Source organism: Arthrobacter sp. Marseille-P9274 (assembly GCF_946892675.1).
Lineage (GTDB): Bacteria > Actinomycetota > Actinomycetes > Actinomycetales > Micrococcaceae > Crystallibacter.
The window spans coordinates 1-20680 of sequence record NZ_CAMPOV010000005.1; the positions used below are offsets into that span (position 1 = coordinate 1).

Consider the following 20680-nt stretch of genomic DNA (forward strand, 5'->3'; position numbering starts at 1 on the left):
GGAACGGGGCCGGAACGGACACGCTCGCCGGCGTCACGGACGGCCGCTTCGGCGCCGCGGCCGGTGACCCCGCTGCCGGTGCCGCCGCCCAGGTCGGTGACGCCGTTGCCGGTGCTGCCTGTGCCGGGGAGGTGTGGGGCGGCGGGAACGTGAAGGCGTTTGTCGCGGTGACGATCCCGCTGGCGACCGCCGCGGGCGGGGACGAGCCGGGCGAACTGGCCGGGTACGGGCCGATCCCGCCCGGGATGGCGCGAAGGATCGCGGGCCTGGCGAAAACGTGGCTGCCGGTCATCACCGACGAACACGACAAAGCCGTGATGGTGGCCCGGGAGATGCGGCACCCGCCCGAATGGCTCAAACGCCACGTGCGACTGCGGGACGGGACCTGCCGAGGGCTGGGTTGCCGGACCCAGTGGAAGCACTGCGAACTCGACCACACGCTGGCGTGGGAACACGGCGGCAAGACCGAGCTGGAGAACCTCGCCCTGCGCTGCAAACCCGACCACCTGTCCAAACACAACGACGGCTGGCACACCACACAGGAGCCACACGGGGTGATCCGCCACCAGACCAGGACCGGGCAGACCTACACGAGCTACCCGGACGGGTCCTGGGTCTCCCATGGCATCAAGCCGCCACCGCCCCCGCCACCGGACCCCTTCAACGACACCACACCACCACCCTTCTGAGGCGAGTAGACGCCCAAGCAGCTGAACCCTGCCCGCGGCGCCAGGGTCGAAAGACGAACCCGACGAGCGCAGACGCCTACCAAACAGGCGAGTAATCCTGGCGGAGTAATTGGAGGTCTAGGCAGGAAGGTCCAACTGGGCCACCGATAAGGCAGTCTGTCCGGATCTCATGGGCCGGCCGAGGAAAACGCCGAAGCAAACTGCAAACTGTCAGCCGAAGCAGACTGCAAACCGTGAGCCGAAGCAGACTATTAATGGTCGGGACGACGGCAGCGGAAGGGAACCGCGAAGCAGGTCCCGCCGTCGCTAGTTACTGGCGCCGTGCGACAGCCGGAAAGGTGCCGCCGGGTAGACGCCGAGGATCTTGATCTTGGTGGTGAAGAACTCCAGTTCCTCGAAGGCGTGCACCATGGCCGGGTCCTCGGGGTGGCCTTCGACGTCCACCATGAACTTCGTGGCGGCGAACTCGTTGCCCTCCATGTAGCTCTCCAAGCGCGTCATGTTGATGCCGTTGGTGGCAAACCCGCCCAGGGCCTTGTAGAGCGCGGCCGGGACGTTACGGACCCGGAAGACGAAGCTGGTCACGGCCGGGCCGGGCAGTTCTGCGCGGGTGGGGACCGGGCTTTTGTCCGCCAGCAGGATGAAGCGCGTGGTGTTGGTCGGGTCGTCTTCGGCGTCGGTGGCCAGCACGTCCAGCCCGTACAGGTCCGCGGCCATTGGCGGGGCGAGGGAGACCTTGGTCGGGTCCTGCCACTGGCTGACTTCGCGAGCGGATCCGGCCGTATCGCCGGCGATGACTGGCTTGAGGCCGTGCTGGCGGATGAGCTTGCGGCACTGGCCGAGGGCGTGGATGTGGCTGTGCACCTCGCGGGCCTGTTCAATGCTGGACCCGGGGATGCCGAGCAGGCTGAAACGGATGCGCAGGTAATGCTCGCCGATGATCTGCAGCGAGGTCTCCGGCAGCATCGCGTGGATGTCCGCCACCCGGCCGGCGATCGAGTTGTCGATCGGGATCATCGCCAGCTGGGCCTCTCCGCTGGCGACCTTGGCGAAGGTGTCCTCGAAGCTGGCGCATGGCACGGCTTCCCAATCCGGGCGCACTTCAGTGCAGGCCATGTGGGAATTGGAGCCGGGTTCTCCCTGGTAGGCGATCGCGAAGGTCATGGATCGAATTATCCCATCAGGTGTTCTCGTCGCTGACCACCTCGACCGCCGAGACTTTTTCCATGACGCACAGGCCCTCCACCAGTTGGTCGAGGGATCCGGCGGCGTGCTGGATCCGCAGGTCCACGTGCAGCATGGCCTGACCGTCGTCGCGGCGGAAACGCCGCGTGCGGCTCAGAGCGGCTTCGAAACCCAGTTCGGCAGCCCGCTCCACCACGCGCTGCAGCACGCCTTCTTCGTACTGCACCTCCACGCTGAAGTCGCGGACCTTGTCGCCGGGCGAGACCCACCGGCCGACAGTCGCCAGAACGACGACGGTGGCCAGGTGCAGCAGGGTCGCCAGCACCGCGATCAGCGGCATCCCGGCCGCGCAGGCCATGCCGATGGCGGCGGTCATCCAGATGGACGCGGCGGTGGTCAGGCCGGACACCGCGTTGCGCCGGACAAAGATGACGCCGGCTCCAAGGAAGCCGATGCCGGTGACGATCTGCGCCGCGATGCGGGAGGGGTCCAGGACCACGTCGCTGCCGATCACATTCCCGAAGCCGTAGGCGGAGACCAGAGTGAACAGCGCCGAGCCCAGCCCCACCAGGGTGTGGGTGCGCAGCCCGGCGCTTTTAAGCTTGCGCTCGCGCTCGATCCCCACGACCGCGGAGAGCACGAAGGCCAGCAGCAGCATTGCGAACTGCGTCATTATCGTGTCCGGCAGCAGGTCGATCTCCAGCAATGCATACTCCTTCGCGGCCCCGTTATGCGGCTGCTCTCCAGCCTAATCTCCGGGGCAGGCGGTGCACGGCTAGGTGAGCCTGAGGAGGGAGAATGACGGCGGCGCGAACCCTATGGCGCCGAAGTGAACTTTGCAAAACATCGGCCGAAATCTGTCCTCCGGTCTCGGCTCACCGGAAGTTAAACGATACATTCGAAGGGACGGTGCAGTCCCCAGCTGTGCCGTTTTCTCTGCCCAGAGAACGATCGTATTGATTTCGATTCTGACACCCCCTAATTGAAGCGAGTATCAAAATATGAAAAAGACCCTTTCAACCGTGACGCTGGCCCTGGCCATCGCGTTCACCTCAGGAACGGCCGCCCACGCCAACACCGCCGACTACCCTGCCCCCGAGCAGGCCGTCACCGTCTCCGAGGCCCGCGTCTCGGCCGGCGACAGCGTTGTGGTTTCAGCGAGCGGCCTGGAAGCCAATGAAGAGGCCACCGTCGCCGTGGCCCAGAACCAGTCGGGCAAGAACATCGCCGAGATCGATACCGCGGCGAACGCCGAGGGCGAGGTCTCCGAAGAGGTCACGTTCGAGAAGCCGGGACGGCACTGGGTCACCGTGACCGGTGACGAGACCGGCGTGGTCGGGACGGCCTCCGTCGTCGTGACCGGCGGAGCGGGCGCTGCGGGCAAGGGCCCGGAGAAGCTTGACGTAGACCGCTCCGGCGCCACCACCGAGACCGATCCCGCGGTCCTGTGGGGCATCGGCGGAGCCGGTCTGCTCCTGGTAGCCGGCGCTGCCGGAACCGTGGCGCTCAAGCGTCGCAACAGCTAACAGCTAACAGGTAACAGCTGGAGCAGCTGAGCCGGTCGGTAGTCGGGGGGACTGCCGGCCGGCTCTACTGTTTAAGGACGGCCGGGGTAGCCGCCGGGTCGCGGTGCCTATAAGTCGCGGTGCCTAAAAGGGGGACGCAGTGCTTGGAAGGGGCAGTGCCTAGAAGGGATTGAGCAGCCGGTGCACGAACTGGCGGGTCCGCTCCTCGCGTGGCTCGCGCAGGACCTGGTCCGGGTGGCCGCGCTCCACGACGACGCCGCCGTCCATAAAGACAACCTCTGTGGCCACCTCGCGGGCGAAGGCCAGCTCATGGGTGACCATCACCATCGTCCAGCCTTCCTCGGCGAGTTCCTTGATCACGTGCAGCACGTCGCCCACCAGCTCCGGGTCCAGCGCCGAGGTGGGCTCGTCGAACAGCAGCAGGGCGGGCTTGAGCGCCAGCGCGCGGACGATGCCGACGCGCTGCTGCTGTCCGCCGGAGAGCTGGTGCGGGTACTGGTCCTTCTTGTCCTGCAGACCGACGCGGCGCAGCAGGTCCTCTGCCTCCCGGACGGCCTCGGCCTTGGGCCGCTTCTGCACCTGGACGGGGCCCTCGACGATGTTCTCCAGCACGGTGCGGTGCGGGAACAGGTTGTAGTGCTGGAACACCATGCCGGAGCGGTCGCGCAGGGCGGCGAGCTGGCGGCGGGAGACCTGCCTGCCGAACTCTACGGAAGGTCCGCCGCGGAAGGCGACCCGTCCGCCGTCGGGAATTTCGAGGCCGTTCAGGCAGCGCAGCACGGTGGTCTTGCCCGAGCCCGACGGGCCGATCAGCGCCAGGACCTGGCCCTGCGAGACTGAAAGGTCGATCGATTTGAGCACGTGGTTCTCGCCGAAGGACTTGCGCAGCTCCGTCACGGCCACGACCGGGTCGTTGGCGCCGCCTCCGGGCGGGGTACGGGAATCAGTGGGCGACATAGCGGCCCAGCCTCCTTTCAAGCCGGGTCTGTCCACTGGAGAGGACCAGGCAGAACACCCAGTAGACCGCGGCTGCCTCCAGGTACAGGAGCATGAATTCCTGGCTGAACGCCGCGATCTCCTGCGCCTGCCGGAACAGCTCGGTCACCAGGATCAGCGATGCGAGCGAGGTGTCTTTGACCAGCGAAATGAACGTGTTGGACAGCGGCGGGACGGAAACCCGCGCGGCCTGCGGCAGGATCACCCGGCGCAGCGTCAGTCCGCGCGACATGCCGATCGTGTGCCCGGCCTCCCACTGGCCCTTGGGCACGGAGAGGATGGCAGCGCGGATGATCTCCGCGGCATAGCCGCCCACATTGAGCGAGAATGCGATGAGGGCGCTGGGCCACGGCGGCAGCACGACGCCGATCGAGGGAAGCCCGTAGAAAATCACGAACAGCTGAACCAGCAGGGGCGTGCCGCGGATGACCGACACGTAGGCGCGGCCAATGGCAGCCAGGACGGCGTTGCCGCTCAACCGCATCAGGGCCACTACCAGGGCCAACAGCAGCCCGAGCGCGAAGCTGGCCAGGGACAGCGGTATGGTCCCCGTCAGGCCGGCCCGGACGATCGGCCAGAGCGACGTCCTGAGCAGCTCCCAGTCCACATTCATAGGTTCAGGCTAGTGCACCGGCGGAAGCGGACCGGCCCGGCACTTCCCGCGGCACGCCGGAAGTGGTTGAATCAGCCCATCGCGCGTGACGGGATCCAGCCCAGGGGGACCGGATGGCTGAACATGAACTGGCATTCCTCGCTACCAATGACCCGTGCGCGATCACACGGGGCCGGGCGATGCCCGTGGAACAGCCCGGATATCGGCTCATCGGGTTCCGCAACGCTGCGCGCGTGTACGGGTTGGAGGGCTCATGATTCATTCTGCCGAGGAACTGTTCGAAGCGCTCACGGTGGCGCTGGACGGCGAGTTGGACGCCGCCGTCGCGCTCCGCCACAGTCTGCACCAGTACCCCTGCCTGTCCGGGAAGGAAGCCCCGGCCGCGGCAACCCTGGCCACGGCGCTGGGCCTGCCGGTCAGGTCCATTGCGGGGACCGGGTTCATGGCGCGCACCGGTCCGGACTTCGGTCCGGCCGTGGGCATCCGCGCCGAGCTGGACGCGCTGCCGCTGTATGAGGCCACCGGGGTCGAGTGGGCCGCGGAGAACGGCGTCATGCACGCCTGCGGGCACGATGTGCACCAGGCCGCCATGGTCGCCTTCGTGCGGGCGGCCGGAAGGGTCCGGCTGCCCGCCGCGGTGGTGGCGATCGCCCAGCCGCGCGAGGAAGGGCACCCCTCCGGTGCGCGCGACATCGTGGACGAGGGAGGACTGGAGGCAGCCGGGATCGGAGCGGTGCTGGCGGTCCACGTCCACCACGCCCTGCCCGCGGGCTCCGTCAGCATCCTCGGCGGAAGCGTCAACGCCGCCTACGACGAGTTCACGATCACCGTGCACGGGCGGGGCGGGCACGGCGCCTACCCGCACCTGGCGATCGATCCCGTGCCGGTCGCGGCCCGGATCACGCTCGCGCTCTACGACCTCGTCCGCAGCAGCGTCAATCCGGTCGAAGCCGCGACGCTCACGGTCGGCATGCTCTCCGCGGGCACCGCCCGCAACATCATCCCGGACATGGCGGTGCTGGGCGGCACGCTGCGGAGCATGACCGTCGAGGACCAAGAACGTATGCACCGAGGCCTGCGCGAGGTCGCCGAGCACCAGGCGATGTCCTTCGGGGCGCGCGCGGCGGTAAGCATCGACCGCGGCGATCCCGTCCTGGTGAACGACGACGAAATGGCCCGCCTCGGCGCCCGGTGGGTCCATCGCGCGGGCCTGCCGCTGGGTGAGCCTCTTCGCAGCTGCGGCTCCGACGACTTCGCCTTCTTCACGCAGAAGGTGCCCGGGGTGATGGCCTTCCTGGGCGTGGACGGCCACGAGAGCATGGTCGCTCCGGAGCATCCGCGGGCGCTGCACTCCAGCTCGTTCCTGCCCGCGGACTCGGCGGTGGAACAGACGGCCCGGGCGCTCGCCGGCATGTACGTGGGCGCGGCGCTGCGGCTCGGCGTCGTCTCCGAGCCCTAAGGCCGGGACGGACCGAGCCGCAGCGTCCTACTGGGAGACGTCTTCGCCGAAGTACTTCTCGGAGATCTTGGCCAGGGTGCCGTCGGCGCGAAGCTCGTCCAGGGCCTTGTTGGCGGCGTCCACCAGTTCGGTGCTGCCCTTCTGGAAGGCCAGCCCCACCTTCGACTGCTCCTCCGTCGTGGCTGCGACCTTAATGTCCTTGTTGTTGTTGGTGGACTGGTAGTCGAGGTAGGTGAGGTTGTCGTTGATGGTTGCGTCGACGCGGCCCTGTTCCAGGAGGGAGACGGCCTGCGCCCAGCCTTCGACGGACTCTACGTTGGCGCCGGAATCCTTGGCGAGCGTGTACCAGTTGCTGGTCAGCGACTGCGCTGTTGTCTTGCCGTCCAGGTCTGCGAAGGAATTGATGTCCGAGTTGTCCGCCTTGGTGACGATGACGCCGTTGCTGACCGTGTACGGCTCGGAGAAGTCGTACTTCGCCTTGCGCTCGTCATTGATGGTGACCTGGTTGGCAATCACCTCGAAGCGGCCGGCCTCCAGGCCGGCGAAGATCGCGTCCCACTGGGTTTCCTCGAACTTGGGCTCCACGCCCAGTTTCTTCGCGACCTCGGTGATGACCTCGACGTCGTAACCCGTCAGCTCGCCGGCGCCGTCCTGGTGGAAGGAGAACGGGCGGTAGGTGCCCTCCGTGCCGACGGTCAATACGCCGTCCTGCTTCACCTGTTCCAGCGTGACGGGAGCTGCGCTCGCCGAACCGCTCGAGCCGTCCTGGGCGGGCTGGGAACTTCCGCAGCCGGCCACTGCAAGCGTGAGGGCGGCGGCTGCTCCGAGCAGGGAAAGGCGGCGACGATTCATTGCTTCAAATCCTTTGGACACTGGCCTGGCCGGCGCCTGTTGGCGGCGGCGACGTTGAACGCTAGCACGTACAACAAGCGCGCATCGGCTGATTGTTCCGAAGTGTGACAGGGCCGTGCCCTCCGTCCCGAATTCGGGCGGAAAGCACGGCCCCGCAGGCTACCTCAGGTTCTGCCCGCGGCCTGCAATGTACTCCCGGCTCCGCTGCGACCTGCAATGTACTCCAGGCTCCGCTGCAGCCTGCGACGTACTCCCGGTTCCGCTGCGAAACGGAAATCTGCCGACGGTTCAGAGCGGGGGTGGTCTTCCCCTTCGCAGCAAAGCGGCCGGGCCTAGACGTGCCGGTCCGGAGGCAGGTGGTCCAGGCCGGTGGTTCCGGGGCCGCCGGTGCCCGGGCGGTGGTCCGTGCTTTCCGGGACGCTGCCGGTTCCCGCCTGGCCCGCGGCGGCGGTGCCGGTGGGGCCGCTGTCGCTGACCTCGCCGCGCCACGCGCCGGTTTCGGCGCCGCGGGACTCGATGAACTCCTTGAACTTGCGCAGGTCCGACTTCACGCGGGCGCTGTCGATGCCCAGTTTTGCGCCGGCCTTCTCCACGAAGGTCTCCGGATCCCACGCGAAGCGCACGTTCACCCGGGTGCTGCCCTCGGCCAGCCGCTCGAACGTGACCGTGCCGGCGTGGGACTTGCCGTCGATGCTGCGCCAGGCGATCCGCTGGTCGGGAACCTGCTCCACGATCTCGGCATCGAACTCACGTTCAACGCCGCCAATCTTGGTGATCCAATGGTTGGCCGTATCCGTCAACTGGGCGACGGACTCCACGCCCGACATGAAATTCGGGAAGGACTCGAACTGGGTCCACTGGTTGTAGGCCGTGCTGACCGGAACGGCCACATCGATGGTCTCTTCAACAGTTTCCATGGTGTCCTCCTTGAGCTGGGGATCAATCGGTCCGCCGTCGCGGACCAGCCGTGGCCACTGGTCCCCACGCTACACACGAGGGCAGCCAGCGACAATGGAGAGCGAAGATCGCTAAGCGATCTCTACATGTGGCGCGAACCTCGCTGCCGGCGCCCAATATATTGCATGCCAGAGCGGCTCGCTCCCGTAAAATCATGTGCCATGCCCATCCCGTCGAAACACGGCGTGCACCGCCGTTCGCTGCTGCGCGACCACGTGTATGAATCCATCCGCGACGCTATCGTCGAAGGCACCCTCGTGCCGGGGGAACGGCTGCGCGACAGCGAACTCGAGGAATGGCTCGGCGTCAGCCGCACTCCTATCCGGGAGGCCCTGCTGCGGCTGGAACGCGCGGGGCTGGTGATCGCCGAGCCCGGCAAGGCCACCACGGTGGCACCCTATGACCAGCAATCCACCACCAGCGCCCAGCAGGTCGTGGCGGCAATGCATGAACTGGCCGCGCGACTGGCGGTCCCGTCGGTGGGCGAGGCAGAGATCGCGGCCATGGCCGGCGCCAACGCCGAGTTCGCCGACGCCCTGGAGAAGCAGGATGTCGACCGCGCGCTCGCGGCCGACGACCAGCTGCACGGGGTGCTCGTGGCGGCCTGCGGAAACGCCGCGGTGGCAGCCGTGCTCGAACAGTGGACTCCGGTGCTGCGCCGGGTGGAACGCAGGCGGTTCGGCAGCCTCGCCGCCCGCAACTCGGTGGAACAGCACTCACGGATCATCAGCTGTGCGGAATCCGGGGACGCCGAAGGAGCCGCGCTCGCCAGCCGCGAGAACTGGCTCTCCCTGCGCTACTCCGACGATGACGTGTCCGCGTGAACGGAGAATCCATGGCCGCAAACCCCGGCGCTGCGCCGGCACTGACCCCCGAAGAACGCCAGTCGGTGCGGCGCAGCCTGAAGTCCCCCGGGCTGCTCAAGACGGAAGTCCTGGGCGGCCTCGTCGTGGCGCTGGCGCTCATCCCCGAGGCCATCGCCTTCTCGATCATCGCCGGGGTCGACCCGCGGCTGGGACTCTTCGCGTCGTTCACTATGGCGGTCTCGATCTCCGTCCTGGGCGGGCGTCCGGCGATGATCTCCGCGGCCACCGGCGCCGTCGCCCTCGTGGTCGCTCCCTTGGTGGCATCCCACGGCATCGACTACTTCATCGCCGCCGTGATCCTGGCCGGCGTCTTCCAGGTTGCCCTGGCCGTGCTCGGTGTCGCCAAGCTGATGCGCTTCATCCCGCGCCAGGTGATGGTCGGGTTCGTCAATGCCCTGGCCATCCTGATCTTCCTGGCCCAGGTGCCCGAACTACTCGGCGTCCCGTGGCTGGTCTACCCGCTCACCGCGCTGGCACTGGTGATCGTCTTCGGCCTGCCGCGGCTGACCACGGCGGTGCCCGCGCCGCTGGTCGCCATCGTGGTGCTGACGCTGATCACCGTCCTGGCGTCCATCACCGTGCCGACGGTCGGTGACAAGGGGCAGCTGCCGGACAGCCTGCCGATGCTCTTCGTCCCGAACGTCCCGTGGAACCTGGACACCCTGCAGATTGTCTTCCCGTACGCCCTCGCGATGGCCTTCGTGGGCCTGCTGGAATCCCTGATGACGGCCAAGCTGGTCGACGACATCACGGACACACGCTCCAACAAAACCCGCGAGTCCTGGGGCCAGGGCGCGGCGAACATCATCACGGGCTTCTTCGGCGGCATGGGCGGCTGCGCGATGATCGGCCAGACCATGATCAACGTAAAGGCCTCGGGCGCCCGCACCCGCATCTCAACCTTCCTCGCCGGAACGTTCCTGCTGGTCTTCGTCGTGGCGCTCGGGGACATCGTGGCGCTGATTCCGATGGCGGCGCTGGTCGCCGTCATGATCTTCGTGTCCATCGCGACCTTCGACTGGCACAGCATCCGTCCCTCGACCCTGAAGATGATGCCGAAGAGCGAGACCGCGGTCATGCTGGCCACAGTCGCCGTCACGGTGGCCACCCACAACCTCGCGATCGGCGTCGGCGTCGGCGTGCTGACCGCGATGGTCCTCTTCGCCCGCCGGGTGGCCCACTTCGTCACGGTGGAACGCACCGTGCTCGAACTCAACGGGGAGCAGGTCGCCACCTACGTCGTGGACGGCGAGCTGTTCTTCGCCTCCTCCAACGACCTCTACACCCAATTCGACTACGCCCGGGACCCCCGGAAGGTCGTCATCGATATGCACGCCTCGCATCTCTGGGACGCCTCCACCATCGCTGTCCTGGACGCCATCACCGAAAAGTACCGGACGCACGGCAAGGAGGTGGAGATCATCGGGCTGAACTCGGCCAGCGCGGTCATGCGGGAGCGGATGGCCGGCAAGCTCGCCGGCAGCTGACCCCGGCGCTCCGGTCTCCCGGCGGCGGACCTGACGCACGACCAACCCCGGTTCACCCCAAAAGGGTGATTCGGAACAGCGGCCCGCTTGGCAGTATTCGAACAGGTTCAAATCGCCGCCGGAAATGAAGGGTATGGCCGTGGCAACACTTTCAGTGTGGAAATTCGAAGACGAAAACGGCGCCGAGCAGGCAGAGCGGGTCCTGCTGGATCTGCAAAGCAAGGGGCTCATCGAAGTCCGTGATGCGGCGATAGTGTCGTGGCCTGCGGGAGCGAAGAAACCGAAGACACGGCAAACCCATAACCTGGCCGGTGCCGGGGCCTTGGGCGGAACCTTCTGGGGGTTCCTGTTCGGTCTGCTGTTCTTCATCCCCTTGTTGGGCGCGGCGGTCGGTGCGGCCGTCGGCGGCCTCGCCGGCTCACTGGCAGACGTCGGCATCGACGATTCGTTCATTAGGCGCATCCGGGAAAAGGTCACTCCGGGCACTTCGGCGCTGTTCGTGCTATCGGCCGGAGCAGTGATGGACAGGGTGGCCGAAGCGTTTACCGGAACCAATGCCGAGCTACTGGAAACCAATCTCAGCCGGGAGGAAGAAGACCGGCTGCGCAGCGTCTTCGAACCCGAGTGAGTCTTCGAACCCGGGTGCTAAAGCTAACGACGGCGGCCGCGCGGCCGCCGTCGTTAGCTTTAGCTGAGTGCTACCAGCGGTGGGCTACGTCGATCACCACCATCGTGCGGGAGCCCGGTCCGGCGAGGGTGAAGACGCGGAACGGCAGCTTGGCGCGGACGCCCAGGCCGATGGTGGTCTGGCCTTCGAAGCTGCCGGCCCACGCGATCTGCCGGAAGGTGCGGAAGTCGGAGACGTCGACGAGGTTCTTGCGGTCCCGCGGGCGGTAGGTCGGCTGGCCCTTGCTGTTGTAGGCGGGGGCGCGGACGACGACCTGCAGGTCCGCGGCGCCGCGCAGCGGGACGACGAAGCCCGAGCCTTCGGAACGGACGTGCTTGACGTAGCGGACGTCGAATCCGGCGCGTTTGCCCTTGATATCGACGACCATCCGGTCGAAGCAGGCGTGCCTGCCGGCCCGGACGTTGGTGATCGGTGCTGTGGTCATGCGTGACGACGATTTGGCGAGTGATCCCCAGGTGATGCCGCAATAGGGGGCCGCGGTGGCTGAGCTGGGAGCGACAAGCCCCAGTCCGACGATCATCAGGAGGACCGCCAGCCACGCGTGCAGTTTCTTCATGGCCGGAGCCTTTCAAAAATAGCGCGAATGATGGACCAACTTTAGGCGCGCTGCGGCGAAAAGGACCCGGCGCCCGGCGGACTGAATCCGAACCGTAGCGCGCGTTGCGGAACGGGGCGGATTGGCTGCCGCCACAGCCCCCGGCGGCTCGTTTCACCTGCCGCGGCGGTGGCCGTTCCGCAATGGGCGGTTACGGCGGATCACGCCGGACTCAGCCGTTGTTGGCCCGGATGCGTTCCCGCAGCCTCGCCGTCAGTGCGTCGCAGCCCGCGGCCAGCTCGTCCGCCCGTACCACCGCGTCCTGCAGTCGGCGGACGGCGGCCTCGTCGGCGAGGTGGGCCGCATTCGTCTCCAGGGTGGCGGCGGCGGTTCCGGCGGCCGAGCGGATGGAGGCGACGGCGGCGGCGATGTCGCTGAGCACGTTCGGATTGGCTTCCTGTTCCAGCTCCCGGGCCAGCCCGAGCAGCATGCCGCCGAGTTCCACCAGCCCCAGCGGCGGCGTGGCGGCCTGGCGCAGGCCGTGCTGGACCTCGCGGCTCCGGCGGGACGCGTCCGCTTCGGTATCCGCGGGCAGCTTGTAGGCCGCGGCGGCCTGGCCGAAGGCCTGTTCGTCGTCGTCGGCAAGAGCCAGCGCCTGCGGGATGAGCTTCCGCGCGGCCGCTCCGAGGCGCTCCGCCTGCCGGCCGGTCCCGCCGTCTCCGGTGCTGAAGTTGGCCGCCATGGACAACAGCCCCGCGGCCTGGGCGAGCTGGACTGCCGCCGTGGCACCGCCGCCCGGCGTCGGCTCGCCGGATGCCAGCCGGTTCACATAGTCCTCGATGCGTTCTGCCCGAATCATGGTCCGATCGTAACCACAGTGCCGGACCTGCGCGGGAAGGATCGACAGATCAGCCGCGCGGCCGATAGTTTCAGTAGGGACATTCGAGGACCGGGGGAAATATGCAGCGCGGCGCATTAGGGACAGTACTCGCTTTGGCACTGATCGGTACGGCCACGGCCTGCGCGCCGCAGGACGACGGGCGCGGCACCGCGGACGCGCTCGCGGCGGCGCTGACCAAGGGCGACGTCTCCGGGCTGGCCTTCACCTCGGAGCCGGCGCAGGTCCAGGAAGAGCTCGCAGGCATCCTGGCCGGCGCGGACCCGCTGAAGCCCACAGTCTCGGTGTCTTCCCTCTCCGAGCCCGAGGGGGACCAGGCCACGGTCACCCTCAACTACCTGTGGGACGTTCCGGATTCCGACCAGGACTGGACCTACACTTCCACCGCCGGCCTGGTCCGCTCCGGCAACAACGAAGCCCAGTGGCAGATCGAGTGGAAGCCGTCCGTGGTGGAGCCTTCGCTGCAGGCCGGGGAGAAGCTGTCGCTCGACACGGCGGAGCCGGAACGCGGCGACATCCTGGACGCGGCCGGCAAGCCGATCGTCACCGAACGCCCGGTCCGCGTGGTCGGGATCAGCAAGAAGGGCCTGACGAAAGCGCAGGCCGCGGCCTCCGCCAAGGCGCTCGCCGCCGTCGTCGATATTGACGCCGCGGACTACGCCGCCAAGGTCGAGGGCTACGGCGAGGAGGCCTTCGTGGACGCCATTACGCTGCGCGCGGCCGCCTTCGAAGACCTGGACCAGGAGAAGCTGGACGCGATCGACGGTTTCCTGGCCGTGGAGGACACGCTGCCCCTGGCCCCCACCCGCGATTTCGCTTCGGCCGTGCTCGGCACCGTCCGCGAGGCCACGGCGGAGGACATCGAAAAGTCCGACGGCGCCGTGGTCGCCGGGGAGACGATTGGCGCCTCGGGGATCCAGGCTGCGTTCAACAAAGACCTCGCGGGCACGGCGGGACTGGGCTTCTCGGTCGGGGAGACGGAAGCCGAGGGTGCCGAAGCGCCGCGCCGCGAGCTGTTCAGCACCGATGTGGAGGCCGGCAAGGATGTCCAGCTGACGCTGGAGCCGAAAATGCAGTCCGCCGCTGAGAAGGTGCTGCAGGATACGGAATCGCCCAGCTCGATCGTGGCGCTGAGGCCGTCCACCGGGGAGATCCTCGCGGCGGCCAACGGCCCGGGCAGCGAGGGCTACAACACAGCCTTCCTCGGTCAGTACGCGCCGGGCTCCACCTTCAAGATCGCGACCGCGCTGGGCCTGATGCGGCAGGGCCTGACGCCGGACTCGACCGTCGACTGCGAGGCCAAGTTCACGGCGGACGGGCGGACCTTCGAGAACGTGGACGGCTACGACCCGGCCTTCCAAGGCGAGATCACGCTGACCGAGGCGATCGCCCATTCGTGCAACACAGCCTTCGTCTCGGAATACGAGAAGCTCTCGCAGGACCAGCTGGCGGATGCCGCCGGAGCCCTCGGCGTCGGCATGACAGCGGACATCGGGCTCGAGGCGTTCTGGGGCGGCATCCCGCGCGAAGACAGCGAGGGTACCGCCCACGCGGCGTCCCTGATCGGCCAGAGCCGGGTGCAGACCTCGCCGCTCTCGCTCGCCGTCATGATGGCCAGCGTGGAGAAGGGCGAACTGGTCGTTCCGCGGTTAGTGGACGGGTACGACGGCGAGGCGAAGCCTGCCGAGGGCGCCGAGCTCACCGAGGAGGAGGCCCGGCAGCTGCGCACCATGATGCGTGCGGCCGTCACGGACGGCTACCTGTCCAACCTGGCGGCGCTGCCCGGAGACCCGGTGATCGGCAAGACCGGCACCGCCGAATACGGCAACAAGGACCCGCTGCAGACCCACTCCTGGGTCATCGCCGCCCAGGGGGACCTGGCCGTCGCGGTGTTCGTCGAGGACGGCGACCTGGGTGCCGTCACCGGGGCCCCCATGGTCGAGGCCTTCCTGAAGGCCGTTCGTTGACCGGCGCGGCTGGGTCCATAGACTGAAGACCGTACGTTCCGCTACGAAGGAGGAGACTTGGCCGAGACGACCCCGCACCAGAACCTGACTTTCCCGTCCGCCGGAGGTGAAGCCCACGGATACCTCGCCCTGCCCGAATCCGGCAAGGGCCCCGGCGTCATCGTCATCCAGGAATGGTGGGGCCTCGTGGACCACATCCGCGATGTAGCCGACCGGCTGGCGGCCGAAGGCTTCGTGGCACTTGCCCCGGACCTCTACGGCGGCCGGATCGCCCACGATGGCAAGGAAGCGGCCGAGATGATGTCGAAGCTGCCGGAGGAGGAAGGCGCCCGGCTGCTGGCCGGCGCGGTGGACTACCTGCTCGGCAGCGAGGCCGTGACCAGCAAGACCGTGGGTGCGATCGGCTTCTGCATGGGCGGCGGGTTCGTGCTCGCGCTGGCCGCACAGCAGGGCGAGAAGATCGGCGCCGCCGTGCCATTCTATGGCGTGGGCCAGGGCGTTCCGGACTCCTACGCCGGCGTCCGCGCCGCCATCCAAGGCCACTACGGCAAGCAGGACTCGTCCTACCCCGTGGAAAAGGCCAAGGCCCAAGCGGAGCAGATCAGGCGCGAATCGGGCGCAGAGGTCGAGTACTTCTACTACGACGCCCCGCACGCCTTCCACAATGACGAGAACCCGCAGGGCAATTACCGCCCGGAGGAAGCCCAGTTGGCCTGGAAGCGCTCCGTCGCCTTCCTCAAGGACAAGGTGCGCTAGCTAAGGACAAGGTGCGCTAGCTCCTGGCCGGCCGGCGGACCAGCCGACCGGTCAAATGGCCCGATGAACAGCCGGCAAAGCTGGTCAGCCGTTCATCGGGCCTTCCGCGTGCAGCTTCTCGGCGCCCGGCCCGCTGACCTGGACGGTGCAGCGGACCACGATGCGGCCGCGTCCGGCTTCGCCATGGTCGATCAGGGTGCCATCGTCGTCCACCACGGTGTAGGCCGCGGTGGCGGCGTCGGCTTCCACGCCCTTGCGGCTGGCCTCCTGCAGTGCGTTCTCCAGCGCGCTGCCGCGCAGGGCCTGCTGGTACGCCTCGTCCGCCTCCCGCCCCGGATCGCCGAAGGCCCAACCAAATACTGTGCTTCCATCTGCCATGCCCGCCAGTCTAGCGGCGCACCGGCCGCTACGGTTCGGGACTGACCAGAACGGCCGGGTCCTTCGGGCCATAGGGCATGCGCAGGCGCAGCGAGTTGGGGTAGACGCGCAGCAGTAGGTGCGTGCCCTTGCCGATGTAGTCGCCGTCGATTTCGATGTCCTGCGGCTCGATGGTCTGGACCTCGGCGGACCGGCACTGGAAGTACTCGATCGACGGATCCTTGCCCTTACCGCGGCGGAGCAAATCGGCGAGCACCGCAAACCAGCCCAGCCGCCCCTGCGGCGCCACCGTCATGATCTCCAGCAGTCCGTCGTCGATCTTGGCCCCGGGGAAAATTTCCAGCCCGCCGACGATCTTGCCGCAGTTGCCGCCCATAACGCTGCGCAGCCGGCGGACTAACGGCTTGCCGTCGTCGATCCTGATCCGCGTCTTGGTGGGCTTGCCGGGCAGGTTGCGGATGCCGGCGTCGACATACGCGAGCCAGCCCACCTTGTCCTTCAGCTCGTCGCGGGTGTCGCCCATCAGCGCCGCGTCGAACCCCAGGCCGGCCATGACCAGGAAGACGTGGGACTCCTGCGCATGGTCCACGGTGATGTGGACGACGTCGATCTTGCGTTCCGTTCCGGACAGTGCGGCGCGGAGCGCTCCCTCCGGATTAGTGACGTCGATATCCAGGTTCCGCGCCAGCAGGTTGCCGGTGCCCAGGGGCAGCAGCCCCAACGGCACGTCCGTGCCGGCGAGTTCCTCGGCCACGCACCGCACCGTCCCGTCGCCGCCGGCCGCGATGACCAGGTCCACGCCCTCGTCGATTGCCTTCCGCGCCTGGCCCTGGCCCGGGTCCTCCTTGGTGGTTTCCAGCCACAGCGGCTCCTCCCATCCTTCGCCGCGGCAAACCTTGGCAGCCAGCGTGCGCAGGTCCACGTCGACGTGCTTGATGGGATTAACAACGACGGCGACACGCCGGGGCAAGCGGTGCGCTGAATCGGTCATGGGTGTCCTTTGCGGTCTGCGGCTTCGGCTGTGTTTTTCGAGTCTAGCCGGGCAGGCCTCCACCCGTGCGTGTTCAGCAGGCAGCAGCATCCGTCTGGCGGCGCGGCCGGAACAATGCCGAGCGCCCCACCGGAATCAGTCCGAGGTACTGCGGGTGCAGCCGCATGTACTGCCGGACCAGCGGACAGAACGGAAGAACGCCGATCCTGCGGCGGTGCGCGTCGTCCAACGCCGTCTGGATCAGCGGATCGGTGAGGCCGCGGTCGTGGAAGCCGCGGGTTACGGCGGTGTAGAGCATCCAGATTTCGCTCCCCTCCACCCGGTACCGTACCCACCCGGCGATTTCTCCATCGATATACATGTCGAATTCGGAGTCCGCCGGGTTGTCGTGGACAGTTTGCATGGCAACCTCCTACAGGTTGGCCGCGGGGCCCTGGGGGAGGGCCCCGCGCTGGTCCGGGACGTCAGGCCGGGAGGGGAGCGCCGCGGCGCGGCGAGGAGGCAGGAATAGACAGCGCCGGGCCGCAGGCGGCTTCCCGGCGGTCGAGTTCGATCCGTAGTTCTTCCAGCCGGAATTCGGTTTCGGGATTCGGCCCGCCGGCTTCCACGTACTCGCGTTCGAGCTGGCGGTGCACCAGGCTGTTCAGGACATGGAGCCTGGCGTCGGGCAGGTTCTGCACGTCCGCAGGGAACGGGTCTTCGGGGGACAGAAAGCTCTTGGTAGTCACTTTGGACGACCTTTCGCAAGGGGAGTTCAGGCGTCTGCTTCACCTGTAAGCATACTTAGCACGCTTCCGGGCCAACCCCCAATAGTCTGGGAGAAACTTCCTGAAACTCGGCCCAAAAGCTTGAGCGGGCCCGGCGGGATGGATAGGTGCGTCTCACCCCACGCCGAAGTCGGTGAACTCACCCGTTGCGTGCGAATAGGACGCGTCCAGCCGCTCGATCCTGCCGGGCGTGCGGCCCGACTCCAGTTGCTGCCGGAATTCCTCGACGGCCTGCCGCGGTCCTTCCGCCACGATTTTGACTGAGCCGTCCGGTTCATTCAGCGCGGCACCGGTCAATCCCAGCTGTTCCGCCTGGTCCTTGGCCCAGTAGCGGAAGCCGACTCCCTGGACCCGGCCGAGGGCCCTGGCCAGCAGTCGGGTGCGCGGCGGGGTTCCGTCATTCTCAGCAGCCATGGATCCAAACTATCCGTCCCTGCGGCGCCGGGTCGAGAGGGGACAGGTGTTCGGTGCATCGGCACGACGGATTATGGGCGCGGACTGGCCCGAATCAGGGCGCCGCGCCAGGGGGAGGGATAGTAGTCTTCGATCATGTGGAACGTAGCAGACCTGGCCATCCCGCTGATCGGCGCGCCCATGGCAGGCGGTCCGTCGACTCCTGAGTTGGTCGCCGCGGTGGGCAGGGCGGGCGGGCTTGGCTTCCTCGCCGGTGCCCTGAAGCCGCCGGCCAAGCTGGACCAGGAAATCGCCCGGGTACGGTCTCTCGATCCAGGCCCGTTCGGCGTCAACCTGTTTGTGCCGGCGGCCGGCGCCGGGATCCCGGATGAGGCTGACGTCGCGGCGCTCGCGGCCTACCGGCGGCGGCTGGCCGAGTACCTCGAGCAGCCCGTGCCCGAGCCGGACTGGCAGGACACGGACCAGTACGCGGAGAAGATCGACCTGCTGCTGAGGGTCCGCCCGGCGGTCGTGTCCTTCACCTTCGGCCTGCCGGACACCGGGACGGTGGAGTCGCTGCACGCAGTGGACACCGCCGTCGTTGTGATGGTGACGGACGAGGCGGATGCCAAGGCTGCCGCGGCGGTCGGGGCGGACGCCCTGGTGGTCCAGTCGACCGAAGCGGGCGGGCACCGCTCGACGTTCAGCGTGCGGGCGGATCCGAATGACCTGACGCTGGCCGAACTGCTGCCGCGCGTGCGCGACGAGGTCGACCTGCCGCTGATCGCGGCCGGCGGGATCGGCAAACCCGGCCATGTCCGCGCGGCGCTGGACCTTGGTGCGGCCGCCGTGCAGGTCGGGACCGCGCTGCTGCGTTCACCGGAGTCCGGGGCGGCGCCGTTCTATAAGGACGCCCTGCACAGCCTGCGCGGCGCCGGGACGGTGCTGACGCGGGCGTTCTCGGGCCGGGTGGCGCGCGGAGTGGACAACGACTTCATCCAGCGCTTCACCGGCTTCGCCCCGGCGGTGTACCCGCAGGTCAACCAGGTGACGCGGCCCGTCCGTGCCGCGGCGGCGGCCGCCCAGGATGCCCAGTTGATGTCCCTGTGGGCCGGCGTCGGCTACCGGGAAGCCGACGCCGAGCCGGCCGGGGACATCGTCAGGAAACTGGCAGGCGAAAAGGTGCAGCGGCCCTAGCCTTGCGCGGGCATCCGCCAGATGGAGTAGTCGGATGCGCTGACGGCCCGGCGGCGTCCGCCGGCCTCGTCGCGGATCCAAACCAGTCCCACCCCGGGGGCGGTGCGGACCACGTGGCCGCGGTACTGCACGTCGTTCTGGAAGCGGGCTTCCACGGCATCGCCGCGGCGCAGCGCGCCCAGGTTGCGGATGCGGGTGGGCGTGAGGCTGACCAGGGGATTGTGGGTGGGTGCTGTCATAGGGAATACCTCCTGTGTCGGGCGGAAAGGGTCGTCGGCCCGGGACGGCCGCTCCGAAGGCGGGTGCAGAGGACTGCAGGAACCCGGCAGGAAGGACGGGGATGACATCCGCGCGTCGAAGCTTCCACCGGAGAGATTCCTGCTGCGCACAAGGAACCGGGCTTCAGTATGTCAACCGGAGGGGAGGCAGGTTTATTCCCGCCGCTGCAAGATTATTCAACGACGACAGCAGGGCGGCACAGGGAGAACGAGGAGAAGGCATGGGTGCGGCGCGGGAAGGCCCGGCCGCACCCGGGACCGGGCTTAGCGGACGGTGACGTCCTTGGTCCGGTGGTCGTAGTGGAAGCGGACCGGGCCCCCGGCGTGGTGGATCTCGTGGTTGGCTCCGTCGCGCTGGCCGAAGGCCCCGTAGTTCTCGTCCCAGGAGCGGTTGATGGCCGCCTTGTAGGCATAGGAGCCGGCGGGGAGTTCCACCTCGAGCTTCCAGAGCTGGTCGGAGGGGTCGAGCTGCATCTGCACCTGCTCGAACTCCGGCTGCCAGTCGGAGGCGCCAAGGACGGTCGCGAAGTTGCCGGCAAGGGCTACGGCGTCCGGCTGGGGGAAGGACGGTTCGGCCGGGGCTGCTTCCTGTGCCGGAACGTCGGCGGAGGCCGGGGCTGCTTCCTCGGCGGCGGCCTCGGTGACCACGGGCGGGGCGGACGTGGCGGCGGCAGCGACCTTGGCGGCCTCGGCGGGGCGGTCCGACGGCTGGGCGGCGCCTGCCTTGGCCCGGGGCTTGCGCGCCTTGGCCTCGGCCGGGAGCGGCGGGACCGGCGTGCCGGCGGCGAGGGCCGAGGCGAGCGATGCGCCGTCCGGGAAGGCTGCCGACGCGGCCAGGCCTTCCTGGGTGATCTTCCAACCGCCGCGGCCCTTGGTGATCCAGCCGGCCTTGACGAGCTTCGAGGTCGCCGTCGTCAGTGCCTTATGGCCCCGGGGAATCCCGCCCGAGAGCAGCTCGCCCTCGCGCTCGTCGAACGGGTAGGCAGCGATGGCCTCCGCGAGTACGGCGCTGCCGCCAGCGGTGGTTCCCTCCTGGTGGGCCTTGGCCAGGCCATCGAGTACTGCCTTCAGACGGTTGTCAATGCTCATGCGTCATTCCCCAACATGCGTTTCTTGGTTACTCGTACAGATCCAGTGTCCTCGCCGCAGTGTGAACAGCGCAGGCTCTGCCAAGTAAACACTGCATGTCGGGGACGGTCCAG

24 protein-coding genes are annotated in these 20680 nt (G+C 68.0%); 9 read left to right on the forward strand and 15 right to left on the reverse strand.

Annotated elements, in window-relative coordinates:
- On the forward strand, window positions 1–689 hold a 689-nt coding region (locus OC550_RS21025), incomplete at its 5' end, for an HNH endonuclease signature motif containing protein (protein ID WP_262107903.1).
- A gap of 306 nt (window positions 690–995) precedes the next feature.
- On the opposite strand, the gene OC550_RS21030 is transcribed toward OC550_RS21025, so the two are convergent.
- Together OC550_RS21030 and OC550_RS21035 are read right to left on the reverse strand one after the other, a co-directional pair.
- Window positions 996–1853, reverse strand: coding sequence for a prephenate dehydratase (locus OC550_RS21030; RefSeq protein WP_262107904.1), 858 nt, complete (start codon window positions 1851–1853; stop codon window positions 996–998).
- A gap of 16 nt (window positions 1854–1869) precedes the next feature.
- On the reverse strand, window positions 1870–2580 hold the full coding sequence (locus OC550_RS21035; RefSeq protein WP_262107905.1) for an MgtC/SapB family protein: 711 nt from the start codon (window positions 2578–2580) through the stop codon (window positions 1870–1872).
- Between the two features lie 295 nt (window positions 2581–2875).
- On the opposite strand from OC550_RS21035, the gene OC550_RS21040 reads away from it, so the two are divergent.
- Window positions 2876–3400, forward strand: a complete 525-nt coding sequence (locus OC550_RS21040) for a hypothetical protein (RefSeq protein ID WP_262107906.1) — start codon at window positions 2876–2878, stop codon at window positions 3398–3400.
- 159 nt (window positions 3401–3559) lie between these two features.
- On the opposite strand, the gene OC550_RS21045 is transcribed toward OC550_RS21040, so the two are convergent.
- Together OC550_RS21045 and OC550_RS21050 are read right to left on the reverse strand one after the other, a co-directional pair.
- Window positions 3560–4357, reverse strand: coding sequence for an amino acid ABC transporter ATP-binding protein (locus tag OC550_RS21045; protein ID WP_262107907.1), 798 nt, complete (start codon window positions 4355–4357; stop codon window positions 3560–3562).
- The gene (locus OC550_RS21050) at window positions 4344–5003 is read right to left on the reverse strand and encodes an amino acid ABC transporter permease (protein WP_306556953.1); all 660 of its coding nucleotides are present in this window, start codon (window positions 5001–5003) and stop codon (window positions 4344–4346) included. The genes OC550_RS21045 and OC550_RS21050 overlap by 14 nt, the downstream gene beginning before the upstream one ends.
- A 259-nt stretch (window positions 5004–5262) precedes the next feature.
- On the opposite strand from OC550_RS21050, the gene OC550_RS21055 reads away from it, so the two are divergent.
- A complete protein-coding gene (locus OC550_RS21055; RefSeq protein ID WP_262107909.1) occupies window positions 5263–6468 on the forward strand; it encodes a M20 family metallopeptidase in 1206 nt (401 codons plus the stop codon).
- A 27-nt stretch (window positions 6469–6495) separates the two neighbouring features.
- Here OC550_RS21055 and OC550_RS21060 read toward each other — a convergent pair whose 3' ends face one another.
- Window positions 6496–7320, reverse strand: coding sequence for an amino acid ABC transporter substrate-binding protein (locus OC550_RS21060; RefSeq protein ID WP_262107910.1), 825 nt, complete (start codon window positions 7318–7320; stop codon window positions 6496–6498).
- 332 nt (window positions 7321–7652) lie between these two features.
- Window positions 7653–8237, reverse strand: a complete 585-nt coding sequence (locus tag OC550_RS21065) for an SRPBCC family protein (protein WP_306556950.1) — start codon at window positions 8235–8237, stop codon at window positions 7653–7655.
- A 201-nt stretch (window positions 8238–8438) separates the two neighbouring features.
- Here OC550_RS21065 and OC550_RS21070 point away from each other — a divergent pair, with 201 nt between their 5' ends.
- The 3 genes from OC550_RS21070 to OC550_RS21080 all read left to right on the forward strand — a co-directional run bounded on the left by OC550_RS21070 (window position 8439) and on the right by OC550_RS21080 (window position 11258).
- Window positions 8439–9101 carry a GntR family transcriptional regulator gene (locus tag OC550_RS21070; protein ID WP_262107911.1) on the forward strand — a complete coding sequence of 221 codons (663 nt, stop codon included), beginning with the start codon at window positions 8439–8441 and terminating at the stop codon, window positions 9099–9101.
- Between the two features lie 11 nt (window positions 9102–9112).
- Entirely contained in the window at window positions 9113–10630 is a 1518-nt protein-coding gene (locus OC550_RS21075) for a SulP family inorganic anion transporter (protein ID WP_262107912.1), read from the forward strand.
- Window positions 10631–10763: 133 nt separating this feature from the next.
- Window positions 10764–11258, forward strand: a complete 495-nt coding sequence (locus OC550_RS21080) for a DUF1269 domain-containing protein (RefSeq protein WP_262107913.1) — start codon at window positions 10764–10766, stop codon at window positions 11256–11258.
- Window positions 11259–11328: 70 nt separating this feature from the next.
- Here OC550_RS21080 and OC550_RS21085 read toward each other — a convergent pair whose 3' ends face one another.
- Entirely contained in the window at window positions 11329–11874 is a 546-nt protein-coding gene (locus OC550_RS21085) for a hypothetical protein (protein ID WP_262107914.1), read from the reverse strand.
- Window positions 11875–12085: 211 nt separating this feature from the next.
- On the reverse strand, window positions 12086–12712 hold the full coding sequence (locus OC550_RS21090; RefSeq protein ID WP_262107915.1) for a cyclodeaminase/cyclohydrolase family protein: 627 nt from the start codon (window positions 12710–12712) through the stop codon (window positions 12086–12088).
- A gap of 134 nt (window positions 12713–12846) precedes the next feature.
- Here OC550_RS21090 and OC550_RS21095 point away from each other — a divergent pair, with 134 nt between their 5' ends.
- Window positions 12847–14718 (forward strand): penicillin-binding transpeptidase domain-containing protein, encoded by a 1872-nt coding sequence (locus OC550_RS21095; RefSeq protein ID WP_262107916.1) that lies wholly within the window; start codon window positions 12847–12849, stop codon window positions 14716–14718.
- Between the two features lie 57 nt (window positions 14719–14775).
- Window positions 14776–15474 carry a dienelactone hydrolase family protein gene (locus tag OC550_RS21100; protein ID WP_262107917.1) on the forward strand — a complete coding sequence of 233 codons (699 nt, stop codon included), beginning with the start codon at window positions 14776–14778 and terminating at the stop codon, window positions 15472–15474.
- Between the two features lie 84 nt (window positions 15475–15558).
- Here the strand turns inward: OC550_RS21100 and OC550_RS21105 are convergent, their stop codons facing one another.
- From OC550_RS21105 to OC550_RS21125, 5 genes are all read right to left on the reverse strand, one after another.
- Complete coding sequence (locus tag OC550_RS21105; RefSeq protein ID WP_262107918.1) at window positions 15559–15852, reverse strand: hypothetical protein; 294 nt, start codon at window positions 15850–15852, stop codon at window positions 15559–15561.
- 28 nt (window positions 15853–15880) lie between these two features.
- The gene (locus OC550_RS21110; RefSeq protein ID WP_262107919.1) at window positions 15881–16843 is read right to left on the reverse strand and encodes a diacylglycerol kinase family protein; all 963 of its coding nucleotides are present in this window, start codon (window positions 16841–16843) and stop codon (window positions 15881–15883) included.
- A 73-nt stretch (window positions 16844–16916) separates the two neighbouring features.
- The gene (locus tag OC550_RS21115) at window positions 16917–17246 is read right to left on the reverse strand and encodes a GNAT family N-acetyltransferase (RefSeq protein ID WP_262107920.1); all 330 of its coding nucleotides are present in this window, start codon (window positions 17244–17246) and stop codon (window positions 16917–16919) included.
- Between the two features lie 61 nt (window positions 17247–17307).
- Window positions 17308–17571, reverse strand: coding sequence for a hypothetical protein (locus OC550_RS21120; protein ID WP_262107921.1), 264 nt, complete (start codon window positions 17569–17571; stop codon window positions 17308–17310).
- Between the two features lie 153 nt (window positions 17572–17724).
- Window positions 17725–18024, reverse strand: a complete 300-nt coding sequence (locus OC550_RS21125; RefSeq protein WP_262107922.1) for an acylphosphatase — start codon at window positions 18022–18024, stop codon at window positions 17725–17727.
- 135 nt (window positions 18025–18159) lie between these two features.
- Between OC550_RS21125 and OC550_RS21130 the strand changes: the two genes are divergently transcribed.
- Entirely contained in the window at window positions 18160–19200 is a 1041-nt protein-coding gene (locus tag OC550_RS21130; RefSeq protein WP_262107923.1) for a nitronate monooxygenase, read from the forward strand.
- Here OC550_RS21130 and OC550_RS21135 read toward each other — a convergent pair.
- Both OC550_RS21135 and OC550_RS21140 read right to left on the reverse strand, forming a co-directional pair.
- Window positions 19197–19439: a hypothetical protein gene (locus OC550_RS21135; RefSeq protein ID WP_262107924.1), complete on the reverse strand. Its 243-nt coding sequence runs from the start codon at window positions 19437–19439 to the stop codon at window positions 19197–19199. The two genes, OC550_RS21130 and OC550_RS21135, sit on opposite strands and share 4 nt — an antisense overlap.
- Before the next feature lie 303 nt (window positions 19440–19742).
- Window positions 19743–20567 carry a glycosidase gene (locus OC550_RS21140; RefSeq protein ID WP_262107925.1) on the reverse strand — a complete coding sequence of 275 codons (825 nt, stop codon included), beginning with the start codon at window positions 20565–20567 and terminating at the stop codon, window positions 19743–19745.
- Window positions 20568–20680 lie beyond the last annotated feature (113 nt).